The organism is Dyadobacter diqingensis (assembly GCF_024220585.1).
In the GTDB taxonomy this organism is placed as follows: Bacteria; Bacteroidota; Bacteroidia; order Cytophagales; family Spirosomataceae; genus Dyadobacter; species Dyadobacter diqingensis.
This window is the reverse complement of sequence record NZ_JAMXKF010000001.1, coordinates 843118-866012: the sequence shown is the minus strand read 5'-3', so window position 1 is coordinate 866012 and position 22895 is coordinate 843118. Positions and strand designations below refer to the sequence as shown.

18 protein-coding genes are annotated in these 22895 nt (G+C 43.8%); 9 read left to right on the top strand and 9 right to left on the bottom strand.

Annotation, left to right across the window (positions count from 1 at the left end; genetic code table 11):
- Positions 1-20 precede the first annotated feature (20 nt).
- Entirely contained in the window at positions 21-941 is a 921-nt protein-coding gene (locus M1L62_RS03485) for an aspartate carbamoyltransferase catalytic subunit (protein ID WP_254411615.1), read from the bottom strand.
- Positions 942-1487: 546 nt separating this feature from the next.
- Between M1L62_RS03485 and M1L62_RS03480 the strand changes: the two genes are divergently transcribed.
- Both M1L62_RS03480 and M1L62_RS03475 read left to right on the top strand, forming a co-directional pair.
- Positions 1488-3218, top strand: coding sequence for a T9SS type A sorting domain-containing protein (locus M1L62_RS03480; RefSeq protein ID WP_254411614.1), 1731 nt, complete (start codon positions 1488-1490; stop codon positions 3216-3218).
- A gap of 143 nt (positions 3219-3361) precedes the next feature.
- Positions 3362-3808, top strand: a complete 447-nt coding sequence (locus tag M1L62_RS03475) for a transcription elongation factor (RefSeq protein WP_254411613.1) — start codon at positions 3362-3364, stop codon at positions 3806-3808.
- A gap of 99 nt (positions 3809-3907) precedes the next feature.
- Here M1L62_RS03475 and M1L62_RS03470 read toward each other — a convergent pair whose 3' ends face one another.
- Positions 3908-4624: a YebC/PmpR family DNA-binding transcriptional regulator gene (locus tag M1L62_RS03470; protein ID WP_254411612.1), complete on the bottom strand. Its 717-nt coding sequence runs from the start codon at positions 4622-4624 to the stop codon at positions 3908-3910.
- Positions 4625-4878: 254 nt separating this feature from the next.
- Here M1L62_RS03470 and M1L62_RS03465 point away from each other — a divergent pair, with 254 nt between their 5' ends.
- Together M1L62_RS03465 and metF are read left to right on the top strand one after the other, a co-directional pair.
- Positions 4879-5346 carry a GNAT family N-acetyltransferase gene (locus tag M1L62_RS03465; protein WP_254411611.1) on the top strand — a complete coding sequence of 156 codons (468 nt, stop codon included), beginning with the start codon at positions 4879-4881 and terminating at the stop codon, positions 5344-5346.
- 411 nt (positions 5347-5757) lie between these two features.
- Positions 5758-6714 (top strand): methylenetetrahydrofolate reductase [NAD(P)H], encoded by a 957-nt coding sequence (metF, locus tag M1L62_RS03460; protein WP_254411610.1) that lies wholly within the window; start codon positions 5758-5760, stop codon positions 6712-6714.
- Here metF and M1L62_RS03455 read toward each other — a convergent pair whose 3' ends face one another.
- A complete protein-coding gene (locus M1L62_RS03455; protein ID WP_254411609.1) occupies positions 6715-7035 on the bottom strand; it encodes a heavy metal-binding domain-containing protein in 321 nt (106 codons plus the stop codon). It abuts the gene before it with no gap.
- Positions 7036-7197: 162 nt separating this feature from the next.
- Between M1L62_RS03455 and M1L62_RS03450 the strand changes: the two genes are divergently transcribed.
- Complete coding sequence (locus M1L62_RS03450) at positions 7198-7773, top strand: nitroreductase family protein (protein ID WP_254411608.1); 576 nt, start codon at positions 7198-7200, stop codon at positions 7771-7773.
- Positions 7774-7870: 97 nt separating this feature from the next.
- On the top strand, positions 7871-8836 hold the full coding sequence (locus M1L62_RS03445) for an ABC transporter ATP-binding protein (protein ID WP_254411607.1): 966 nt from the start codon (positions 7871-7873) through the stop codon (positions 8834-8836).
- A 5-nt stretch (positions 8837-8841) separates the two neighbouring features.
- On the opposite strand, the gene M1L62_RS03440 is transcribed toward M1L62_RS03445, so the two are convergent.
- From M1L62_RS03440 to M1L62_RS03420, 5 genes are all read right to left on the bottom strand, one after another.
- Entirely contained in the window at positions 8842-11355 is a 2514-nt protein-coding gene (locus M1L62_RS03440) for a DUF5686 and carboxypeptidase-like regulatory domain-containing protein (RefSeq protein ID WP_254411606.1), read from the bottom strand.
- A 45-nt stretch (positions 11356-11400) separates the two neighbouring features.
- Positions 11401-12003 (bottom strand): SanA/YdcF family protein, encoded by a 603-nt coding sequence (locus tag M1L62_RS03435; RefSeq protein ID WP_374760294.1) that lies wholly within the window; start codon positions 12001-12003, stop codon positions 11401-11403.
- A gap of 202 nt (positions 12004-12205) precedes the next feature.
- Positions 12206-14962, bottom strand: coding sequence for a DNA gyrase/topoisomerase IV subunit A (locus M1L62_RS03430; protein WP_254411604.1), 2757 nt, complete (start codon positions 14960-14962; stop codon positions 12206-12208).
- A 176-nt stretch (positions 14963-15138) separates the two neighbouring features.
- Positions 15139-15783: an NUDIX hydrolase gene (locus M1L62_RS03425; RefSeq protein WP_254411603.1), complete on the bottom strand. Its 645-nt coding sequence runs from the start codon at positions 15781-15783 to the stop codon at positions 15139-15141.
- 195 nt (positions 15784-15978) lie between these two features.
- On the bottom strand, positions 15979-17556 hold the full coding sequence (locus M1L62_RS03420) for an NAD(P)/FAD-dependent oxidoreductase (RefSeq protein ID WP_254411602.1): 1578 nt from the start codon (positions 17554-17556) through the stop codon (positions 15979-15981).
- 197 nt (positions 17557-17753) lie between these two features.
- On the opposite strand from M1L62_RS03420, the gene M1L62_RS03415 reads away from it, so the two are divergent.
- The 3 genes from M1L62_RS03415 to M1L62_RS03405 all read left to right on the top strand — a co-directional run bounded on the left by M1L62_RS03415 (position 17754) and on the right by M1L62_RS03405 (position 21878).
- The gene (locus tag M1L62_RS03415; RefSeq protein WP_254411601.1) at positions 17754-19589 is read left to right on the top strand and encodes a glycoside hydrolase family 9 protein; all 1836 of its coding nucleotides are present in this window, start codon (positions 17754-17756) and stop codon (positions 19587-19589) included.
- A gap of 79 nt (positions 19590-19668) precedes the next feature.
- Positions 19669-20604 carry a sugar phosphate isomerase/epimerase family protein gene (locus M1L62_RS03410; protein WP_254411600.1) on the top strand — a complete coding sequence of 312 codons (936 nt, stop codon included), beginning with the start codon at positions 19669-19671 and terminating at the stop codon, positions 20602-20604.
- Between the two features lie 110 nt (positions 20605-20714).
- Positions 20715-21878, top strand: coding sequence for an acyl-CoA dehydrogenase family protein (locus M1L62_RS03405; protein WP_254411599.1), 1164 nt, complete (start codon positions 20715-20717; stop codon positions 21876-21878).
- Between the two features lie 15 nt (positions 21879-21893).
- On the opposite strand, the gene M1L62_RS03400 is transcribed toward M1L62_RS03405, so the two are convergent.
- Positions 21894-22784: a sterol desaturase family protein gene (locus tag M1L62_RS03400; protein WP_254411598.1), complete on the bottom strand. Its 891-nt coding sequence runs from the start codon at positions 22782-22784 to the stop codon at positions 21894-21896.
- Positions 22785-22895 lie beyond the last annotated feature (111 nt).

Below are 22895 nucleotides of genomic sequence, written 5' to 3'. Positions count from 1 at the left end.
CTGAAAAACGATGTCGTATTTTATTGTTGCGCGAGAAGATACAAGGCCGCCATTCTTACAGCAACGCCATTTTCAACCTGGTTCAAAATAATGGAATGAGATGAATCAGCGGCGTCCGAGGAAAGTTCAACACCACGATTGATCGGTCCCGGGTGCATCAGTACAATCTCCTTATCCAATTCATCAAGCATTGCTTTTGTAATACCAAAATAAAGTGAATACTCGCGCAAAGAAGGAAAATACTTAATCTGCTGTCTTTCAAGCTGGATACGGAGTACATTGGCTACATCGCACCATTGAAGCGCTTCCTTCACATTATGCCCGATTTTAACACCCAAATCAGCGAGATGTTTCGGGATAAGTGTTGCCGGTCCGCATACCATTACTTCCGCGCCCAGTTTCTGCAAGCAGAATATATTGGACAATGCCACACGTGAATGCAGGATATCTCCGATGATCGCAATCTTTTTTCCGGCGAGGTCTCCAAGTTTTTCTCTCATGGAAAAAGCATCGAGCAAGGCTTGTGTGGGATGTTCGTGTGTTCCGTCACCAGCGTTGATTACATTAGCGGGAATGCGGCTGGAAAGATAATGGGGGGCGCCTGGGCTGCTGTGGCGCATTACGATCATATCGACCTTCATGGCCAGGATATTATTGACCGTATCAAGTAAAGTTTCTCCTTTTTTTACTGAGCTGCCCGAAGCTGAAAAATTAACAACATCCGCTGAAAGTCTTTTTTCCGCAAGCTCAAAAGATAGCCTTGTACGGGTGGAATTTTCAAAAAAGACGTTGGCTATGGTAATGTCTCTAAGGGACGGGACTTTCTTGATTGGCCTGTTAATTACTTCCTTGAATTGGGTGGCAGTATCTAAAATGGTATGAATGTCATTCTCGTTCAGGTTTTTAATTCCAAGTAAGTGCCGAACTGAAAGTTTTGTCATTGCGTCTGGATAAGAAAGTTTTGCAAAGATAATAAGGAAGCGCCCAAACAGAAAACCCAATGCGTGGAAAACTTTGATTATGTGCCTTCAGGCAATGTACTGAACGCTGTTTCAGTGTACTACAAAAAGATTTATAAGTAACCTCTTTTTGAAAATTGTGTAGAATAATTTTGATATTTAATATAAAAGTATTAAATAGTCGCTGTGTAATTTGTTTAGAATAAATTCTAGCAGTAGTTTTGGTTCGGTAAATGGATTTCACAGCATTTGCTTTTATACCTCCTCATCATAAGTATCATCAATTGAATTTTGTTGGGTTCGTTTTTCCACAGGGAAAAACAAGTGTTTTTGTTCGACTATCGCCGAATGGTTTTGATGATGTTTTCCTGTTTTTTTTCAGTTCCTGACGATACGTAATTTCTATCGGGTTCTTTTTTGCAAAATATCTCTAAGGATAATTTTTTATCCGAGCGGATTTGTTGTGCCCTTCCAGAAGAAAAAAATGTTTCGGACGACAGACATTTTCTGTCACAATTACCACTAATTATGAATTTTAAATTTTACGCTCCGGCTTTATTTCTGATCCTGCTGGCAACCTCGGTTTCTTTTGGTCAGGCAATAAAAATAGCATTCCCATCGACTCGTATCGTCATTCAGCGAGATCAGACAAACAAAGCAAAGATTAATATCACGGGTACTTTTACCAAAGCCGTCGACCGTATCGAAGCCCATTTGAAAACACGTTCAGGAGAAGCCGGTACGGAGGTGGCGTGGACAACGATCAGCTCAAATCCAACGGGAGGCGTTTTTTCTGGTAGTCTCACAGCGATCGGAGGGAGATATGACCTTGAAGTGAGAGGTATCAAAGGTGGCGCGCAGATAGAAGCACCAGTCGTGATAGAACGTGTTGGTGTTGGCGAAGTATTTTTCATCGTTGGGCACTCCAATGCTGCGGGCGGTTCCAGCCCAAGTATTGGCGCTTCAAGCGATATGGTAAGTTCGATCAATCCACAGGCGATCGATCCTGATAAATACAACACCTATTTTTCTACGGGTAATCCTGATTTATTGCCGCCGATGATTTTTTCTCAGCTTTGCGGAAACTGCGGAATGGCGCCGGGTGTAAAAGATATTTCTTTCTTCTGGGGTAAACTCGGAGACTTATTGGTAAATCAGCTGAAAGTGCCGGTGCTTTTTTACAGCGCTGCTTTTGGTGGTACGAATATGGAACAGACTTATATGGCTGCTTATGATATTCCTTTCTCGCACTCGTTCGTGAATTACAACATCAGAATGCCTTATGTGAACATCAGAAACGGATTTAAAAAATATGTTCCTTTAACAGGACTTCGGGGGATTTTGTCGGGGCATGGTGTTAACGACCGGTTTGTAACGAATGCAGAGCAGGCTTTCAGGACGAATAACATTGGTGTTATTGCCAAAACCCGCCAGGAATCAGGTTATAATGATTTGGCATGGATGGTAGCTATTTCGGGATGGGCCGATGGCCGGATTACTTATCTTGAAAATGCACAGCAATCCATTATTTTGAGTACAACCAATGTATGGAAAGGTGCAGCCCTTAACGATATTGACAATAGCGGAAGAAATGCAGATCATGTCCATTTTAATGTAGCGGGTCAAAATGCTGCTGCACAAAAATGGTTCGAAGCGATTACCAGCACTTCTACCAATTTCCTGGCTAACTCCAAGCCATTGCTTGCGAAAACTCCTGATTTACCGACTCCGCTGCCTGTAACGCTCGTGAAATTTAAGGCTAAGACTTTGGATAACCAGAGAAATCTGTTGGAATGGTCGACCACAGCTGAAACGAATAATGATTATTTTGAAATTCAAAGAAGTGATGACGCGCAGGCTTTCGAAACCATTGGTGTAAGAGAAGGTATGGGCGATACTAAAACACTTGTTGATTATGAATATACCGACGAAAAACCGTTTAGCGATATCGTCTATTATCGCCTGAAACAAGTTGACTTTGACGGTACATTTGCGTTTTCCCGTATCATTGCGGTGATCAAAAAGGAGGAACAACATGCCGATTATATTTTCCCAAACCCAACCGGAAGTACTGTGGAAGTATCTGCCGAAGGGTCGGATGTAGCGGAAGTAACTATATTTGATAACGGAGGAAGAATAGTTTTGGTTGAGAAATCACCAACTCAGATCGATGTTTCGGAACTGAAAAAAGGAGATTATATCGTTCAGGCTAAAACACAGAACGGCCGTATCATACGCAAGAAAATGATTAAACTCTGATATTGACTTTTGTTATTAGTCGTTCGGGTTATTAAATCAAACTGATTTGATAACCCGATTTTTTGTGCCTTGGTTTAAACCGAAATCCTGATCTTCTGAATAAAATGTCTTAATTATGCAAAGAGAATTAAAGAATTGACAGAATGAATAAACAGGAGTTGATCGCGTACATGAAAGGACTTTTGGACGACCGTATGCAAGTGGCCTGGGAAGCAATGGAGGCTGCTCAGGATTCAGCAAACGATCAGAGCAAGAGTTCAGCGGGGGATAAATACGAAACGGCAAGGTCCATGGGGCAGCTTGACCGCAACATGCACGCAAGACAATATGAGCAGGTAAGGCAGGAAAGGGTATTGCTTGAAAGAATCGGGGAAACAGAAACAAGCTCGCGAGGTGCGGTTGGTGCTTTGCTGGAAACAACGGCAGGCTGGTTTTTTATTTCGGTAAGTCTGGGTGCTGTGAAATTTGATAGTCAAACGGTGCTTGCAGTATCCTCGTCTTCGCCCGTAGGACTTTCGTTTTTGGGTAAAGAGGCGGGAGCACAATTCCAATTTCTGAACAAACCGCATAAAATTATTGCAATCCATTAATAAGGCTTTCGGTTGCCGGCAATCGGCCGTCAGTTTATGGACATAAATTACTTATTGTCGATTACTGAAAGCTGACTGCCGAAAGCCGATAGCTCTTGCTTATGCCATATTGTGATAAACGCGTTGAACGTCGTCGTCGTCTTCTATTTTTTCAATCAGTTTTTCAACTTCTGCAATTTCTTCGTCACTCAGTTTTTTGGTATCGCTCGGAATACGCTCGAAGTCAGCTTCCACGATTTCGAAACCGTTTTCTTCAAGATAATGCTGCAATGTACCAAAGGAAGAGAATTCTCCGTAAATATTGATCTGGTTTGTTTCTTCATCAAGGAAAACTTCTTCTCCTCCCACATCGATCAATTCAAATTCCAGTTCTTCCACGTCTTTACTTCCATCATTTTTAACCTTAAAGATACATTTACGGTCAAAAATGAAATCAAGCATGCCCATGGTGCCCAGGCTGCCACCCAGCTTGTTAAAATAACTGCGCACGTTGGCTACGGTACGAACCGGATTGTCGGTTGTGCTTTCAACAAGGATCGCAACCCCATGAGGGCCGTATCCTTCATAAACGATTTCTTTGTAATCGGCCTGATCTTTTGAAGTTGCCCTTTTAATAGCACGTTCAACAGTTTCCTTCGGCATGTTTGCAGCTCTTGCATTTTGAAGCAGCACTCTGAGACGTGCGTTGGTAGCAGGATCAGCCGTTCCGCTTTTTACAGCAAGAACTATATCTTTTCCAATGCGGGTAAATGTTTTTGCCATTTTATCCCAACGCTTAAACATGCGCGCTTTTCTATATTCATAGGCTCTTCCCATGCGTATTCTACTTAAGTTTTAATAGGTTTAAATTCTAATACAATTTACCAGTCTCAAAAAGCCAGGTTTCAATACGCCATTAACTATTAATAATCTGTAATTAATTTAAAGTAAATAACGGTCAGAAAATTAGCAACTTAGCTTATTTGTGCCCCATTTGGTGACTGGCCTCAGTTTCAAATAATTTGTAAATTTACAAAAGACTGATAAACTCAGGCAAAAATAAGAAGCTTTCAATCTCTTTTTACTTAAAAATGAATCTAAAATTAAAATGGAGTCTTAAAACTTTTGATGAATTGACCAATCATGAACTATATGAAATATTGCGGTTGAGAAATGAGGTTTTTGTCTTAGAGCAGAACTGTGTGTTTCTCGATCAGGATAATAAAGACCAGCAGTGTTATCATTTGTCAGGTACTGATCATGGAAAGCTTATGGCTTATACCCGTATTGTTCCCGCCAAATTATCCTATGAATATCCTTCCATAGGAAGAGTCGTGGTTTCTCCGCTCGGCCGTGGGAAAATGTATGGTGTTGAGCTGATGAACAAATCCATCGAGGCTGTTGAAGAGCTGTACGGACGGCAGACAATACGGATTGGCGCTCAGCTTTATCTTAAGAAATTTTATGAGTCATTCGGTTTTCAGCAATCCAGCGAAATATATGATGAGGATGGCATAGATCATATTGAAATGACGAGAGAATCGGTTTTTGGGGAATAATGGGCAGTAATTCCGGTCAATATGTAGAATAATTCAGCAAAAGTGTCACATTTCCCGCCAGAATTTCATACGGATAATATTTTGATAAATTTCTAAAAATTTAATTTTAACCGGAAAAATTGTTTAAAAACCACTAAATTGTACACAATAGCCAAATGTTTATTCCTAAAAGTGGTATGGGCAAAGTTGTGGCACAGATATTTTATATTTAGAAGTCAGTCAAGCAAACTACTGCCTGTAACTGACGCCTGTCAGTATAACACAGTAGTTTTGACGAACACTGATAGAGGAGGGTTTACGTGGAATGGCCTACTGTAATGCGGTAGGCCATTTTTTTGTGCCTTATAGATTGGTTTGGTTGTAGAATTGGTGTTCTTTTGTAAACTTTTGTGCAAATAAAGAATTCTATACATGACTAAAGTTACCGAATTTATTAGCCAGGCTCAGGGCAAGACTCTCTTTTCAATAGAAATTATTCCTCCTGTTAAAGGTCAAAATATCAATGAATTATTAAATGGGATTGAACCTCTGATGGAGTTTAAGCCACCTTTTGTGGATGTAACCTACCATCGCGAGGAATTAATCGATATAAAAGGTCAGGGTGGATTAATCCAGCGTATTCCTGTCCGGAAGCGTCCGGGTACTGTTGGGATATGTGCACGCCTGATGGAAAGGTTTCGCGTTGATGCCGTTCCTCACGTTATCTGCGGAGGTTTTACCAAAGATGAAACAGAAGACGTCTTATTCGATCTTCATTATCTTGGGATCGATAATGTTCTGGTGCTTCGTGGCGACCCTGAAAAATCGGCGGGTGTTTTTAAAGCCAAGTTAGGCGGCCATACTTATGCCTCTGAATTGGTTACGCAGGTTGATAACATGAACAAAGGTATTTTGCTGCATGCCGAAACCGAGGCGGCTCATACCGATTTCTGTATCGGTATCGCCGGTTATCCTGAGAAACATTTCGATGCACCCGATCTTAACACGGATTTTGAACACCTGAAAAGAAAAATAGATCTGGGAGCCAATTACATCGTTACACAGATGTTTTTTGATAATCAGAAATATTTCCGGTTTGTAGACAGATGCCGTGCCGAAGGTATTACCGTACCGATCATTCCGGGGCTAAAACCTCTGGCAACGAAAAAACAACTGACGGTTTTGGCTGACATTTTCCATCTTGAATTTCCAAAGGAACTGGTCAAGGAAGCTGAAAAATGTGCAACCGACAAAGAAGTGCGACAACTTGGCGTGGAATGGAGTATACAGCAATGCAAGGAGCTGATTGCCTATGGCGTTCCCGTTCTGCATTTTTATACGATGGGAAAATCGGATAATGTTGCAAAAATTGCCAAGGGAGTTTTTTAATTATTCAATACATACAGCAGTACCATTGGCGCTAACCATCAGCATTGAACCGTTACCGCCAATGGTTTCAAAATCCAGATCAACGCCAATGATCGCATGGGCACCCAGACGCTGCGCCTGTTCCATCATTTCACGAAGCGCGATACTTTTTGCTTCCCGAAGGCTTTGTTCATAAGATCCTGAACGTCCGCCGACCACGTCACGAATACCTGCGAGAAAGTCTTTGACGACATTGGCACCGATAATGGCTTCGCCATTGACCAGCCCGATATATTTGGTTATTTTCTTGCCTTCAATGTTTGGGGTAGTGGTTACCAGCATATAAATCTGTGCGATTAAATAGAAAGGATGTGAAGTTAATAACGTTACAGGACACAATTTACAGTATTTTCGTGTCGGGACACAATAATTACTATTTTAACGGTCAAAGGTTGGGTTAGCCAGCTTTCTGACATTTTGAGTGGCTATTTAAATTAAACATTCATGACGAACACAAAAGAATCGATCAACCATATTATTCGTTCACGACGCAGTATTTTTCCGCCAAGTTATATTGAAAAGGAAATCCCGCGTGAAATTATTGATACCATTCTTGAAAACGCCAATTTCGCGCCAACCCATAAACTGACGGAACCCTGGCGTTTCACCGTTTTTACCGGCGGCGGTCTGGAAAAACTTGGCGATTACATGGCGGAGGCTTACAGGGCTAACACTACGCCGGAAACTTTCTCGCAGGCGAAATACGACGGAACCCGTGCTAAATCTTTAAAATCAGCTGCCGTCATTGCCATTGTCGTTGAACTTCATGAAGAAAAAATTCCGGAATGGGAGGAAGTTGCGGCAACTGCCTGTGCCGTGCAAAATATGTGGTTGACAGCCACGGCAAATGGCATTGGCGCTTATTGGAGCAGTCCAAGCGTAACGGAATCACTGCGGGCATTTTTGGGGTTAAAGGAAAACCAGAAATGCGTCGGCTTCTTTTACATGGGTTATCACAATCTTGGTGAAATTCCGGCTCGTCGGACACCTATCGAAGATAAGGTTACCTGGGTTAATTAACCGCCAGTCTTTTATCACGACCAGGCATGGGAAATCTGCTCCCATGCCTGTTTTAGTTTTTAATATCTTTAATAAATTGCTCAATATCATCTCGTCCATGACTGTCCTTCGTGCTGAATCTGTTTCCAAAAACTTCGATAGTAAAACTGTCTTGAAAGACATTTCTCTTGAACTGAATCCGGGAGAATGGCTTGGGATTTTGGGCGAAAGTGGTTCTGGCAAAAGTACGTTGTTACGTATTCTGGGGAGATTTATAGATGCTGATGAAGGCGAGGTGTATTTTCAGGAAGCGCGTGTGCCGTCTGTTCGTGGAGAACTTATTCCCGGACACAGTGCCATCAAGCTTATTCATCAGGAATTTGAGCTTTTTCCAAATCAGACTGTGGAGGAGAATATTTCCTACTCGCTGCGGTTCTATGAACAGGAATACCGAAAGCAAAAAGTACAGGAATTGCTGACGATTACCGGGCTGATCCATATCAGAAATCAAAAAGCAAAACTGCTGTCGGGTGGAGAAAAACAGCGTACAGCCATCGCCAAGTCGCTGGCGGAACAACCTGATGTGTTGTTGCTGGATGAACCTTTTGCACATCTCGACAACCGGAACCGACGGATATTGGCAGAAGCGATAGAGCAGATGAGGCAGGAGCAGCAGATGGCCTGTATGTTTGTAACCCACGAAGCCGCCGATGCACTGGCCTGGTCTGACCGGATTGCGGTGCTACGCGATGGTGTGATTATCCAGGCAGGAACGCCTCAGGAAGTGTATAACAAACCTGTTAACAGTTATGTAGCCGAACTGACCGGTGATATTAATTGGCTGAATACCGGCGGAGAATCCAAGAAATCCTTTATCCGGCCGGAGAAAATAAAACGGACCAAACATCCTGAAAAAAGCAAGTGGACAGGCATTGTGGATGCTATTCGTTTTCATGGCAATCACTGGGAGATCCGGTGCACCAATGAAAATGGTTTGCTCGTATTTTACAGAAACAGAAAAGATATAGAGGTCAACGACCACGTATATCTTACTTATTCTGAAAAGGATGTTATGACCTTGTAGGTTATTTACAGACTAAACCAGAATGAAATCTTCACGGCAAACGGGGTGACGTTTGGGTTGTTTTTATAAGTCAGACGGTGAATGGCATCAACCCGGCCGAATTTGAAAATGTTATCAATACCATAACCAAGTTCAAGATACGGCGCATTTCCAAGTTCACTGAACGTCTGAATCGGATTTCCCTGCGCGTCTACGGTGGAAGCGAGCGACATATTAGCCTTGCTGACTTGTCCGTAAAATACCTTGCCGGTAGCGAGAAGTCTCCATTTCAATTTGCGGATAGCGGGAATACGGTTCAGGATAAAACCTTCGTCATTATGCTCTACGCGTAGAGTCACGTAGCGGTCGCTGATAAATTCGAAATATTTCATCAGGTTAAAAGCGTTGTCCACATAAAACAACGACTCATTTCCCAAGGGGTTATACAGCAAAGTGTAGGGGATTGTGGACGGAATGTAACCTAACGTCAGATTGTAATAAGTGCGTCCGAAAACACCGGCTCTGAACGTCTGCTTCACATTCATCGCAAACTTGTGATACTGAAAATCCCCCTGAAGGAAATTTTTCATCCCCATGGTATAACGGAAAGTAAACGCCGGCGAGTTTCCGGTTCCCATACTGATCCGCTCGTTATCATTTTGCAGGAACGTTTCATTTCTGGCGATACGGACTTCCGCATTAAGCTCGGTGATTTCGTAAGTGTTACGCAAAGGCGATTCTGCACCCAGCTGAGGCTTTTCACGGTATGCAAAGTCAAAAAGCGGCTTAAAATCGCGGTGGCGGAGTTGTACGCTCGCAGTCAATCCCTTCACCAGTTCCCGCTTAACATAGGCGGAAAAATCTTCCTGCCAGTAAGGTCTTCTGAACTGTCCGAAACGGGAAAAGGCACCAAAAATGGTATTGGTGCCAATATTTTCGGCCGAAACTCCTAACCGTTCAAGGTCTTTGGAATAGGAGATACCGGCCATTGTCCAGGGTTTTCTGGAAAATATATAGTCAAGTCCCGCGCCATATTTGAATTTTTCATCGCGGAAGCCATAGGCACCATATCCACTCAAAATCCATTTCCTGCTAAAACCGGGATCCGTTTTAAAACCAAGTCTGAGACGATGGCCTTCCACATTGTTATTGGCGTACAGGAAAAGATAGGGCCCGATGTCAATATTCCATTTGTCAATTTTCTTGTAACCGTTTACAAAAATGTTCAGGATCTCTGTATAGGTTTTTACAACCGGTAATACTTTCAGGGAATCAACAAGCTGAAAACTCAAAATCTCCGATTTGGTCAGTGACTCGGGACGGCTTTTAAGCCAGAAAGTCGAGTCGTGATCCATGTAATCTTCTTTCAGCTCAATAGCAGTATCGAAAAACTTACTGCCTCTTGGTGTATTGATCTTGTATTTTGAATTGGACGAGTAGAATTTGAGCAACAGTCCGGCGGTCTGTTTTGTGGGCTCATCTACGTCAATAAGTACCCGTGTTTTTGTAGGAACCCAGGTTTTATCATCTTCAAAAAGGTCGTATGACGTCTGAATCTTAATTTTTTCAATGAAGTTCAGGTTCGCTCTTTTGCCGACATTTGCGTCCATTTGCGTCAGGGCATAGTTATCGCCGTCAATCCAGAATGAGCCGCTGAAAGCCAGATCCTGTTCCTGACGCGGCTCAAAATCGATCTTGTAATCATATTTCGTGCCATTCGGGATACTGTCTGCCAGGTAATAATCGTAGTATAATTTCCAGCTATCTGAAATGGGGGAGATAAAATCCTTTTCCAGAACATTCAGCCAGTTATTATAAAAGTTATACTGCTGAAATGAAGAACCCACAATTTGCGACACAAAACTTCCGTCGGTTAAACCCACACCCGAAACTTTTGTTTTATTGATGATCTCCTTTTTCTTCTTCGGGTCCTTTTGGAAATAAACATTGGAAACCGACTCAGATATAAAAATCGGAATGACGGTTTGCCCGTCTTCACCTTTTACCTCGTCATATTTTTCAACAACGTGTGTCATTTTCTTTACCGCCCGCCGGTTTCTGAATTTCTCAGAAAGATTATCAATGTCAATCTGGATCTTGTTATAACTTTCATACTCATAAGCCGCCAGATTTTCAGAGTTGTTCACCTTCCGGTTTTCAACAATTTTGCGCATAATCCGCCAGGCTGGATTTTCTCCGGCAAATATTTTGACTTCCCGCAGCTGCAAGGCACCCGGTGTCAGCTGAACGTCGATAGTCTGCTCGGCTACGTTTGGGGCAATTGCTTTGCTTTTTGTCCCATACCCAACATAGGTAATGAGAATGGAGTCGGCAGGAGGCGTGAAAGTGATCTGATAAAAACCGTCAAAATTGGTGGTTGCACCAGACAGCGAAGCTTTTACGGCAATGTTTGCAAAAGGTACAGGGTCGCCCGTGGTGGCGTCGGTAATCCTTCCTTTGATTGTATAATTGGTCTGCGCGAAAGATCGGACTGATATTAATACCGCAAGAAAAACAAGTAAACATCTAATTATCTTCATATTAATATCTCATGGCTCGTGTGAGTAAAATCTTTTTTTGTTCAATCAGGTTCCCTTTTTCTTTTTGATCTCTACATTAGACGTGATATCTGCTTTTGGTCTCAAAAAATGTACATCAAGTACAGCTTTTGGTCGCGCAAGATATTCCCGGACTAGTGTCCGTATCGAATATCCGTCCGGAACATCCTGAGCTGCAAAGGATATCGCGTTTATTCCTTCGTTGTGCGCAATGTACAATGCTCGTGCATTGTGGAAATTCTGGGAAATAACCGTGAAATTATCCTGGTTAAAAACCTCTTTACACCGTACAACCGAGTCAAAAGTGCGAAAGCCTGCATAATCGAGCGTCATCACATTTTCAGGAATACCCAGATTCAGCAGGGCCCGTTGCATATCCAGCGGCTCATTATAATATTCGGAATCGTTGTTTCCGCTTAGGATAATGTACTTGATCTTACCTTCCTTGAAAAGTCGTGCCGTGGCTTCCATCCGGTATTTGAAAAAAAGATTTTCTTTCCCTTTTTCCGTATTGCGGCTTGTCCCCAATACCAGTGCCACGTCATTCGAGGGCAGATTTTTAATTGAAAAATAGTTATACTGTTTGGTGCAGTAAACCACCCAGAAATTGCACAGCAAGATAAAAACCAGGCTGGCAAAAAGTAGGGCAATAACTATTTTTATCAATTTTTTCACGTGCCTCCTTAAAGTTAGCCTCTAAGTTGATGTAAATAATTCGAGGGTCTTTCAATAGCATAACAGTTTGTTCCTGTTTTTCAATACGCGCAAAGCAATGTATTTTGTTGCTGGCGTCAGAAAAAAAGGTTTTAATAGAAAGTGAGAACACTTTCTATTAAAACAAACCAAGTTGTGATTTTCCGGAATCCGTATTTTTCTTTGCTTTCTTTTTCGGCTTCACGGGATCACTATTTTCTTCATCATTTGACGGGTTTTCCTCGTCAGTATCTGCTTCATCGGTTACATTTTCAACCGTTTCGGTTTCTACGGTACCCGGCTCATTTTCTTCACCGCCATCCGTTTCAGTTCCCTGTTCTTCACTGTCGTCCGATATTTCTTCCACTTCTTCCGGCTTTTCTTCCTCAGGCGGTTCCGGCAGAGATTCCAGCCAGCGGATATCTTTAAATTTATCGATGGCAAGTTTATAACCCATTGCTTTCCAGCCGCGGATATCGATCAGATCTTCTACCACAAATTCTTCGTGCAGCTGATCTCGTTTTTCGTTTTTAGCATGAACAATTTCAAAACGCGGACGTTTGTCAGTCGATGCAAGAATCAGCTTACTGTTTTTTGAATCACTGATAAATACAAATTTCTTGTCCAGTGACGAAGTCTCGATGGTGAAACGTTTAATGAAATGCTGTTTTTGTCCGCCATCATAATAAAGTGCAGTGATCGGAAGTTTTGTATCAAATTTCCGGACAAGCAGTACTTCATTCGAAACATAATGGTTTGTCAGATCGAAATTTGTAAGTTCATACGAACCGTCCTTGTAAATGACCAGAATGTTATCTGACGGGCCGAAATTGCCGAGGTATTCGCCACGTTCGTCGCGGTTCAGACGGCCAATAATCGGATCAAACCACATATCCACGCCGCCGAGCGTTGAACGGCCGGCTTGTTTCATGGTCAGTTTTCTAACCGTATATTTTGTCAGGATGTTACCCATCGCACTCCTGTTCTTGATCAGAAGATCGGCGAAATTGAAATCAAACTGTTTCACTTTTGCCTTGCTCTGAGCCGTCAGGTTCACTGTAATAATTTCAGCTTCGCCGTTCTCATTAGCAGTGAAATAAGTGATTTTTGATTTTGGTGTGCCCTGGGTTAAATCATATTCCCGGTCGCGGGTAACGGCTGTCACCTGGAATCGTTTGATATAAGAAACACCGGTTTTCCCGTCGACATACACGAGGTTATACACCTTGCGTTCATCATTTTTTACAAAAACAGCACAGTAAATAATGTCTTTTCCAACAAAGACCTTATCCTGAACTTTGGTAACCAGGCAGCGCCCGTCACTCCTGAAAACGATAATGTCGTCAATGTCGGAGCAGTCCATAACATACTCATCCTTTTTAAGTCCCGAACCGATAAAACCTTCGGCGCGGTTGACGTAAAGTTTCTGATTGTTGGCTGCTACAATATTGGCAGAGATCTGGTTAAATGCTCTGATCTCCGTTCTTCTTTCTCTTCCTTTTCCGTATTTTTTGAGCAGATCTTTAAAGTAATCGATCGCGAAACGGGTAATGTTGGCCAGGTTATCTTCTGTTTCTGCCAGCTCTTCCTGCCATTTACGCATCAGCTCATCGGCTTTGTAACCATCATATTTTGAAATACGTTTGATACGGATTTCAGTCAGTTCCAGAATGTCATCATCATTGATTTCTCTGTAAAACTGAGGTTTGTATGGTTCAAGTCCTTTGTCGATCGTACGGATCACCGCTTCAAAAGTTTCGCATTCTTCGATATCACGGTAAATCCGGTTTTCGATAAATATCTTTTCAAGCGAACCGTATAGGATTTTTTCAAGCAAGGCCAGTCTTCTGATTTCCAGTTCACGTTTCAGTAAATGGACAGTCTGCTGGGTGTTATATCTCAAAATGTCGGTTACACCAACAAAATGGGGCTTATCTTCAATAATAACGCAGGCATTCGGAGAAATCGACACTTCACATTCTGTAAAAGCGTAAAGTGCATCGATGGTAATATCCGGTGAAACGCCCGGCGCGAGGTGAACCTGTATTTCTACATCGGCCGCGGTGTTATCAATAACCTTTTTGATTTTGATCTTTCCGCCGTCATTGGCCTTAATGATCGAATCGATCAGTGAAGAAGTGGTAGTGCCGAAAGGAATATCCCGGATCACCAGCATCTTTTTATCTTCCTCCTCAATTTTCGCTCGCACACGAACCTTCCCGCTGCGGTGCCCGTCACCATAGTTGGATACGTCGATTTGCCCTCCCGTAAGGAAATCAGGATAAATGACAACTTCCTTACCTTGAAGAATATTGATTGATGCATCAATCAGTTCGCAAAAGTTATGCGGCAATATTTTGGTCGAAAGCCCGACAGCAATACCCTCAACGCCGAGAGACAGCAAAAGAGGGAACTTAACGGGAAGCGTTACCGGTTCACGTTTTCTTCCGTCATACGACAGCTGCCACTCAGTTGTATCGTTGTTAAATACAATTTCTTTGGAAAATCTGGAAAGACGTACCTCAATGTATCGGGCAGCAGCAGCACGGTCGCCGGTACGCAGATCGCCCCAGTTGCCCTGCGTGTCAAAAAGCAATTCTTTCTGTCCGAGGTTAACGATGGCGTCATTGATGGAGGCATCACCGTGCGGGTGATACTGCATGGTAGAACCGATGACATTGGCAACTTTGTTAAAGCGACCGTCATCCATTTCGTTCAAAGCATGCATAATTCTGCGTTGAACAGGTTTTAAACCGTCCTCAATGGCCGGTACGGCCCGTTCCAGAATTACATATGAGGCATAATCAAGAAACCAACTTTCGTAAAGACCCGATACGGGTAACTGACTGTGTAATTCGCTATCTTCTACGTTAGGCGTAGCTCCGTTTTCGTCCATAAATTGAGGCGGAAACTAAGGGTTTAAATGCTGTAAAATTTTTGTAAGATCACGCTCTTATCGGTTTTCCGTACATGGATAATCGATTTTGTCAGGATTAAAATGCACGAAGAACGCCGGGAGGCTGGGATGAAAATACTCGCTAATATATGAAAAAAAGAGATTATTTCCCAGTTTCAGACATCCGAATCCACTGCTTTCAGCACCGTCAGAAGTTCACTGATCATCATCGCGGTAGCTCCCCATATTTTATATCCGTTGACTTCGTAATGCGGAGCGGTGATCTGAACACCCCGAACCTGCATATCGCTGGAACCGATTATGGATACATCCGAGATATCTTTTAACTTAATCTGAAAGATATCTTCCACTTCTCTCGGGTCAGGAAAGAAATCCGGCCGGTAAGGTATGGCGGCAACCACTGGTAAAACGTAAAAATTGCTGGGTGGAATAAACAGCTCGGTTAAAATTCCCAGTATTTTTACATCATTCAGCCGAAGCCCGATTTCTTCCTGCGCTTCGCGTAGGGCTGTTCTGATCAGATTTTCGTCTGTTTTTTCATAACGACCGCCCGGGAAAGCCACCTGTCCTGAATGCACACCGTCGTAAGCGGGACGCAGGATCAGCGGAAAATATATTTCGTTCTGGTATGGATAAAACAAAATCAGTACGGCACTCTTCCGGGTACGCTCATTGGGTTTTATTGTCAATCTTAATTTTGAATTAGATTGCATAAGCTGGTGAGCGGATTCACCGGGAAGTGGATCTTTTAATTTCTTAAATAATTCATTCGTAAAAAACGAGAAAGATCCCTGAGCCATAGAGGCAGTTGAAATTAATTTAAATCGGTGTCAATATATTTTTAACAGTATTTATCGGCTTAGAGTTTCACGGAATGTGTTAAGGTTCCACGCAGTAACCCAACCATGTAGATATAGGTTACAAAATTGTATTCAGGCCGATTTTCTGTGATTAACAATGTTAGTCATTATTTTTTAGTCAGCCAAATACAGGTGTCAAACCGTGGCATATAAGGCGGCAAGTTGTTCTGCGCAGCGTTGCCCGTCCATAGCAGCCGACATGATTCCTCCGGCATAGCCAGCTCCTTCTCCGCAAGGGAAAAGTCCTTTTACCACAGGGTGTTCACAGGTTTCGCGTTCTCTCGGAATACGAACCGGCGAGGAGGTACGGCTTTCCACACCGATCAGCTGTGCGTCGCCTGACAGATAACCCTTCATTTTTCTGCCAAAATCAGACAGAGCCTCCTTTAACGGAAAAGCCATATTAGGAGGCAGTACTTCGTATAAATCAACCGGTGTAATGCCTGGCTGGTAAGAAGTTTCCCTCAATTGCCCCGACATTCTTTTGCTGACAAAATCGGTTGCAAGCTGAGCAGGAGCGGTTTGGGTAGCGCCGGCAAAATGGCAGGCAGCCTGCTCGATTTCCTTTTGAAATTGCAACCCTGCCAGGGCACCGAATTCACGATAAGGTTCCAGGTCCGCGTCTTCAACTGAAACGACGATGCCGGAATTGGCAAACGGAGAATCACGGCGGGAAGGAGACATCCCGTTGACAACGACTTCACCGGAAGCGGTTGCTGCCGGCACGATAAATCCGCCAGGACACATGCAAAATGAAAATACTCCGCGCTGTACCCCTTCATATCTCGTCTGGGTTACCAAACTGTATGATGCCGCGGGAAGATAAGGACCGCGGTCAGTCTGGCAATGATATTGTATTTTGTCAATAACGCTCTGAGGGTGCTCAATACGCACGCCCATGGCAAATGACTTGCTCTCTATTAATATGTTCCTGTTGTTGAGAAGTTCATAGATATCCCTCGCAGAATGGCCCGTAGCCAGGATCACACCAATGCCGATGTGTTCTTTACTGTCGTCGGTGATAACCCCTTTCAAATTATTGCCCTCTACAATCAGGTCGGTAACTTTGGTATCAAAGTGAATTTCTCCACCGGCTTCTAAGATACTTTTCCGCATTTCGGCTACCACCATAGGCAGTTTGTTGGTACCAATGTGCGGATGGGTATCGATCAGAATCTGCTCGCTGGCACCGTGCCCTACAAAAATTTCGAGCACGCGCCGGATGTCTCCGCGTTTGTTGGAGCGGGTATAAAGTTTACCGTCAGAGTAAGTGCCGGCACCACCTTCTCCGAAACAATAGTTGGATTCGGGATTCACGATATGCTCCTTATTAATGGCAGCAAGGTCGCGGCGGCGTGTACGCACGTCCTTTCCTCTTTCAAAAAGGACTGGTTTTATTCCAAGTTCGATTAAACGTAAGGCGGCAAACATACCAGCGGGACCACAGCCCACAATGAGTGCCTGCGGACGGGTAGTCACATCAGGATAATGTAAGGGCGTCTGGATCAGGGACGGCGGAAGCTCATTAATATATACCTCTGCCTGAACATTCACCTTGACCTGTTTACCACGGGCATCAATGGACTGACGCGTTTTTCTGATAAACGGCTTGTCATCAGGACGTAAACGAAGTTTTTTGTTGATAAACTGACGGAAATTGTCATCATCCAGAGCGATCTCCGGCAAGAGTGTAAGTTGAAGTGTCTGTTGCATTTTCAAGAAAGGGATTTATCCTTTAACACCGCAAAGGTAGAAAATTTTTGCCTTCTGATTCCTATGCAAAGCCGTTTGCTGCCCTGAATCAGATTTCTGTCGTGGAGTGTTAGTCTAAAAAAATCGGACGCTATCGTACCGCGGAGTGTAATTTCTCGCAATATTGTAGGTAAATAAAAACCCCTAAACCATATATCATGCCACGTTTCAAATTTAAAGGAGCAATCCTGGTGATTTTGCTTTTTTGCTCCCATTTGCTCACCGCTCAAACGGCGAAGATTCTCACCAATCACGTTGGTTATGAAGATTCCAGGGCTAAAAAAGCTTTAATTATCAGTGATGTAAAACTTGAATTTACAGCCTTTCAATTGATCGATGAAGCAACAGGGAAAGCGGTTTATTCAGGAAAACCCGTTTTTAGCGGTCCGGTTAACAAATGGAAAAACTGGCTTTTCTGGACCATCGATTTCAGTGCCTTTAAAGGAAGTGGTTCTTATACCGTTCAGGTAACAAATTCGGGGAAAAAGATCAGTTCTTTCCCTTTTGTGATCGGCAAAAATGTATTGGAACAATCGACGCTTTCCAATGTGATCTATTATTTTAAAGGACAGCGGAGCTCCGGGCTGCTGGACGCTGCCGATCATCATTTGTTATTGTCAGGACAAACAAAGGACACCATCGATGCACACGGCGGCTGGTATGATGCTTCCGGAGATTATGGGAAACATTTATCCCACCTTACATTTTCGTCATATTTCAATCCGCAGCAAATTTCTTTGACGGCTTGGAGTTTGTTTAAAACGTATGCTTTACTAACAAAAAGGAAAGGCACAGATTTTCGCCAGTATAACAGGCGGTTGCTGGATGAAGCTATGTACGGTGCGGATTACCTGGTTCGTATGCAGGCTAAAAACGGATCGTTTTATCGGTCCGTGTCGGCACCGGGAGCCGGGAAACTGGCAAAAGACCGGGTAGTAAGGGCAGAAGACCAGAGTTATCGCATCAAGCAAAATAAGGAACAGTCATTTAGTGACAGCGATAAATCCAACGACTGGAAAAGTTATCAGGTCAGTTACCGGTCGGGTGGGGGCGTGAGTATTGCTGCCCTTGCGATGGCTTCTGCCTATGACACCTCGGGAGAGTTTTCCAACAAAGATTATTTGCTGGCCGCCGAGCGGGCATTCGAATTTCTTGAAAAAAACAATGTGCAGATGACCAACGACGGCAAGGAAAATATTGTAGATGATTATTGTGCACTAAGCGCCGCGACTGAATTGTTCAAAGCAACGGGTAAAGGTGTGTACGCCCAGGCAGCCGCCAAACGTGCCGATCATTTGCTCGCGCGGCTGACCTCGGGAAATAAACAAACCGATTACTGGCGCGCAGATGATCAGGACCGTCCGTTTTTTCATCCGTCGGACGCAGGATTTCCGGTTGCAAGTCTTACTTATTATTACCCTTTTGCACAGCCCGCGGCTCAGAACAGGATCAGGGAGGTTATCAAAAGATCACTGGCGCATGAGCTGGCCATTACCCGGGAAGTGAATAATCCGTTTGGATATAGCCGCCAGTTGGTTCAGGATACATTGGGGAATAGAAAAACTACGTTCTTTTTTCCGCACGGCAGTGATGCTTCACCGTGGTGGCAGGGTGAAAATGCGCGTCTGGCATCCATGGCGGCAGCGGCAAGACTTGCGGCGCCGTTATTTAAAGATGATACGGAATTTACCAGGAACCTTGAAAATTTTGCACTAAACCAGCTGAACTGGATATTAGGTTTAAATCCTTATGACGCTAGTATGCTGCACGGTTCGGGACATAACAATCCGGCTTACGGGTTTTTCGGGACCTTTGAATACACCAATGCACCGGGCGGAATTGCCAACGGAATAACCTCCGGACTGGAAAATGAAGACGACATTGATTTCAATTTATCTTATGCCAAAACGGGTAAAGACAACGACTGGCGCTGGGCCGAGCAGTGGCTTCCGCATGCAGCCTGGTATCTGCTGGCCATTTCAGTAAGCGAATAACTGAAACCGTTTTATGGTAAGTTATCAACGGAACTGACTTTATGTATTCAGTACACAAGTCAGTTCTAATTTTTTTATCATGGCCTCTTTTAATCGTCGTCAGTTTTTAAGTACCGCAGTGGTAGCGAGCAGCGTGAGCGTTTTGCCGGATTTTGGCTTTTCGCGGGACGTCAAAAAAACTTTTCAGGTTTCCTGTAATCAATATTCCTGGATCACTTTTTACCAAAGAGACGGCCGCGACTGGTTTGCAGATCTTGATGCTTCGTTAGCCGAGTTTGCCTCGACAGGTTTGACGGCTTACGAGCCGGGACTGAATAATGCGGAAGAGGCAAAAAAGTTATTGCCTTTGCTGGAAAAGCATAATCTTGCGATGCCGTCAGTGTATGTAAACAGCGTTTTGCATGATGTTGCCGAGGCAGAAAAATCATTGCAGACCATTTTGTCCATTGCGGAAATAGTACAGCAGGCCAAAACGAAAATTATTGTTACCAATCCCAGCCCGATCAAATGGGGAGGACCTGAGAATAAATCGGATGAACAATTGGCAGAACAGGCTAAAAACATGGACAAACTCGGTGCCGAACTGAAAAAACGGGGAATGACTTTGGCCTATCATACCCATGACGTGGAGCTGAGGGCAGCCGCAAGGGAATTTCATCATATGATGCTGGCAACAAATCCTAAGAATGTCTCGCTTTGTCTGGATGTGCACTGGATATATCGTGGCTCTGGAAATTCGCAGATTGCGCTGTTTGATGTGGTGAAGTTATATGGAAAACGCATCGTTGAACTGCATTTGCGTCAGTCAAAGGGAGGTATCTGGCAGGAAACTTTTGGTGAAGGGGATATTGATTACCAAAGGTTGAGGAACAGCTTGCAGGAAGCCGGGGTAAGACCCAATCTGGTTTTGGAACAATGTCTGGAAAAAACATCGCCCAAAACCATGGGTAGCGTCGAAGCACATAAGCAGGATTTGCAGGTTGTCAGTAAAATGTTCAGTGACTGGCTTAAATAACCAGGGGTTAATTAACAGGAATATTTCTCAGTTTTTCATCCGGTTGGTAAGGTTTTTTCTGGCGTAAAGTTGTAACTTTTGAGTATCCTCAATCCAAAAAGAACAACATTATGCTGACGACTGATTTTTTTCAAATAGAGGAATTGCTAACACCCGAACAGCGCCTGATAACTCAGGTTGTAAAGGAGTTTTCTGATCTGGAAATTAAACCTGTTATTGAAGAATATGCCCAAAAGGCGGAGTTTCCGCAGCAATTCATCAGGAAATTCGGTGAGCTCGGTGTTTTTGGCCCAACGATTCCCAAGGAATATGGCGGTGGTGGGATGGACTACATCAGCTATGGGCTGATGTGTCAGGAAATCGAGCGTGGGGATTCTTCCATGCGATCGACTGTATCCGTGCAGAGCTCGCTGGTGATGTGGCCCATATTTCAGTTTGGCTCCGAAGAGCAGAAGCAAAAATACCTGCCCGGACTGGGAAAAGGGGAGCTGCTGGGATGTTTTGGGTTAACCGAGCCAGACCACGGCTCCGATCCCGGAGGACTTAAAACCTATATCGTAAAAACACAGGGAGGTTATATCCTGAACGGCTCGAAGATGTGGATTTCGAATGCCCCGTTTGCTGATATTGCGGTGGTTTGGGCCAGAAATGAGGAAGGTCGGGTACAGGGCGTGATTGTGGAACGCGGTATGGAGGGTTTTTCAACGGCCACGATTCACGGGAAATGGTCGCTGCGGGCGAGTGCCACAGGTGAGCTCCTTTTTGACAACGTACTTATTCCCAAAGAAAATATTTTGCCAGATGCGGTCGGTCTGAAAGCAGCGCTGCAATGCCTTGATCACGCGCGTTATGGTGTTGCCTGGGGTGCCGTTGGAGTTGCATTGGATTGTTACGAAACGGCGGTCCGCTATTCGGGAGAGCGTTTTCAGTTTAATAAACCGATCAGTTCTTTTCAGCTGGTGCAGAAAAAACTGGCGGAAATGCTCACAGAAATTACTAAAGCACAACTGCTGTCGTGGAGGCTGGGAACGCTGATGAATGAAGCACGTGCTACCACCGCGCAGATATCCATGGCCAAGCGAAACAATGTGGAAATGGCGTTACAGGTGGCCCGGGAGTCAAGGCAGATTCTGGGTGCGATGGGCATAACCGATTCATATCCGATCATGCGGCATATGATGAACCTTGAATCCGTCACAACCTATGAAGGGACGCACGATATTCATCTGCTGATCCTGGGTGCGGAAATTACCGGAAATCCGGCGTTTAAATAATTCCGGCGGGCTTAATTACTTGCCCGAAATTTCTTTTTGAAGCTCCTTGCTGGTTTGCCGAGATCCGTCCGGTGACCATCCGGGAGCTTTAAGCAGGTATTTAAATTTGGTTTTCAAGTCAACCGGCTGTTCAAAATCCTTTTTAATTTCTACGAATTCGTGAAAAACCGTATCCGTTAAGCCGGCTGCTTCCGTATGTTTTGTTAAGCCGTAACGAGGCGGAACGGCAGGCATTTCTTCCTGAAAAGTACCGAAAATCCTGTCCCAGATAATCAGGCACATGCCCATATTTTTGTCAAGGTATTCGACATTACTGGCGTGGTGAACGCGGTGATGCGACGGCGTCACGAAGATATATTCCAGCCAGCCAAGTTTTCCAACGTACTCGGTATGTACGATAATCCCGTAAATCTGGGTCAGTGAGTACATGATTACAATATCCGCCGGGTTAAAACCAATCATCACCAGCGGGATAAAATAAACAAAACGATACAACGGCTGAAAAACCGAAGAACGGAAGCCCGTTGTCAGGTTAAAATGCTCGGAAGAATGGTGCGTCACATGGACAGCCCAAAATAACCTGCTGTGGTGGTCAACATAATGTAACGTGTAAAAAGCCAGGTCTTCAAGAAGGAATAAGGCAAACCAGTACAGATACGGATTCGCGATCGGCTCAACGATTCTGAAATTATAAAACCATATCAATACCCCGATATACGCCGCACGGAAAAGCAGATCGACACTGCCATTCAGTAACATCAGTGCCGCATTCGTCAGTGTATCCCTGACGGAATAGGAAACTCTATGTGACCGATAGGTAATGAGTATTTCTAGGGCAATTAGTGAAATGTAAAAGGGGGTGGAAAGCTTTAAGAGGAGATCTTCAAATTCGTATGTACCTGGCATAATAACGTCTGCAAATATTTTACAAAGATAAGACGGTAGGGAAACTGCACTCTGTTGTTTCAGCTTTTTAAGGATATTCTAATTTAGAATTTTCCAACTTATAAAAACATG

Excerpts from the sequence above, each read along its gene's own strand:
- M1L62_RS03400 (WP_254411598.1), bottom strand. The coding sequence starts at position 22,784 with ATGCCAGGTACATACGAATTTGAAGATCTCCTCTTAAAGCTTTCCACC.
- M1L62_RS03455 (WP_254411609.1), bottom strand. The coding sequence starts at position 7,035 with ATGCTGGTAACCACTACCCCAAACATTGAAGGCAAGAAAATAACCAAA.
- M1L62_RS03440 (WP_254411606.1), bottom strand. The coding sequence starts at position 11,355 with ATGAAGATAATTAGATGTTTACTTGTTTTTCTTGCGGTATTAATATCA.
- M1L62_RS03405 (WP_254411599.1), top strand. The coding sequence starts at position 20,715 with ATGCTGACGACTGATTTTTTTCAAATAGAGGAATTGCTAACACCCGAA.
- M1L62_RS03415 (WP_254411601.1), top strand. The coding sequence starts at position 17,754 with ATGCCACGTTTCAAATTTAAAGGAGCAATCCTGGTGATTTTGCTTTTT.
- M1L62_RS03480 (WP_254411614.1), top strand. The coding sequence starts at position 1,488 with ATGAATTTTAAATTTTACGCTCCGGCTTTATTTCTGATCCTGCTGGCA.
- M1L62_RS03420 (WP_254411602.1), bottom strand. The coding sequence starts at position 17,556 with ATGCAACAGACACTTCAACTTACACTCTTGCCGGAGATCGCTCTGGAT.
- M1L62_RS03470 (WP_254411612.1), bottom strand. The coding sequence starts at position 4,624 with ATGGGAAGAGCCTATGAATATAGAAAAGCGCGCATGTTTAAGCGTTGG.
- M1L62_RS03465 (WP_254411611.1), top strand. The coding sequence starts at position 4,879 with ATGAATCTAAAATTAAAATGGAGTCTTAAAACTTTTGATGAATTGACC.
- M1L62_RS03445 (WP_254411607.1), top strand. The coding sequence starts at position 7,871 with ATGACTGTCCTTCGTGCTGAATCTGTTTCCAAAAACTTCGATAGTAAA.
- metF (WP_254411610.1), top strand. The coding sequence starts at position 5,758 with ATGACTAAAGTTACCGAATTTATTAGCCAGGCTCAGGGCAAGACTCTC.
- M1L62_RS03450 (WP_254411608.1), top strand. The coding sequence starts at position 7,198 with ATGACGAACACAAAAGAATCGATCAACCATATTATTCGTTCACGACGC.
- M1L62_RS03475 (WP_254411613.1), top strand. The coding sequence starts at position 3,362 with ATGAATAAACAGGAGTTGATCGCGTACATGAAAGGACTTTTGGACGAC.
- M1L62_RS03425 (WP_254411603.1), bottom strand. The coding sequence starts at position 15,783 with ATGGCTCAGGGATCTTTCTCGTTTTTTACGAATGAATTATTTAAGAAA.
- M1L62_RS03410 (WP_254411600.1), top strand. The coding sequence starts at position 19,669 with ATGGCCTCTTTTAATCGTCGTCAGTTTTTAAGTACCGCAGTGGTAGCG.
- M1L62_RS03485 (WP_254411615.1), bottom strand. The coding sequence starts at position 941 with ATGACAAAACTTTCAGTTCGGCACTTACTTGGAATTAAAAACCTGAAC.
- M1L62_RS03430 (WP_254411604.1), bottom strand. The coding sequence starts at position 14,962 with ATGGACGAAAACGGAGCTACGCCTAACGTAGAAGATAGCGAATTACAC.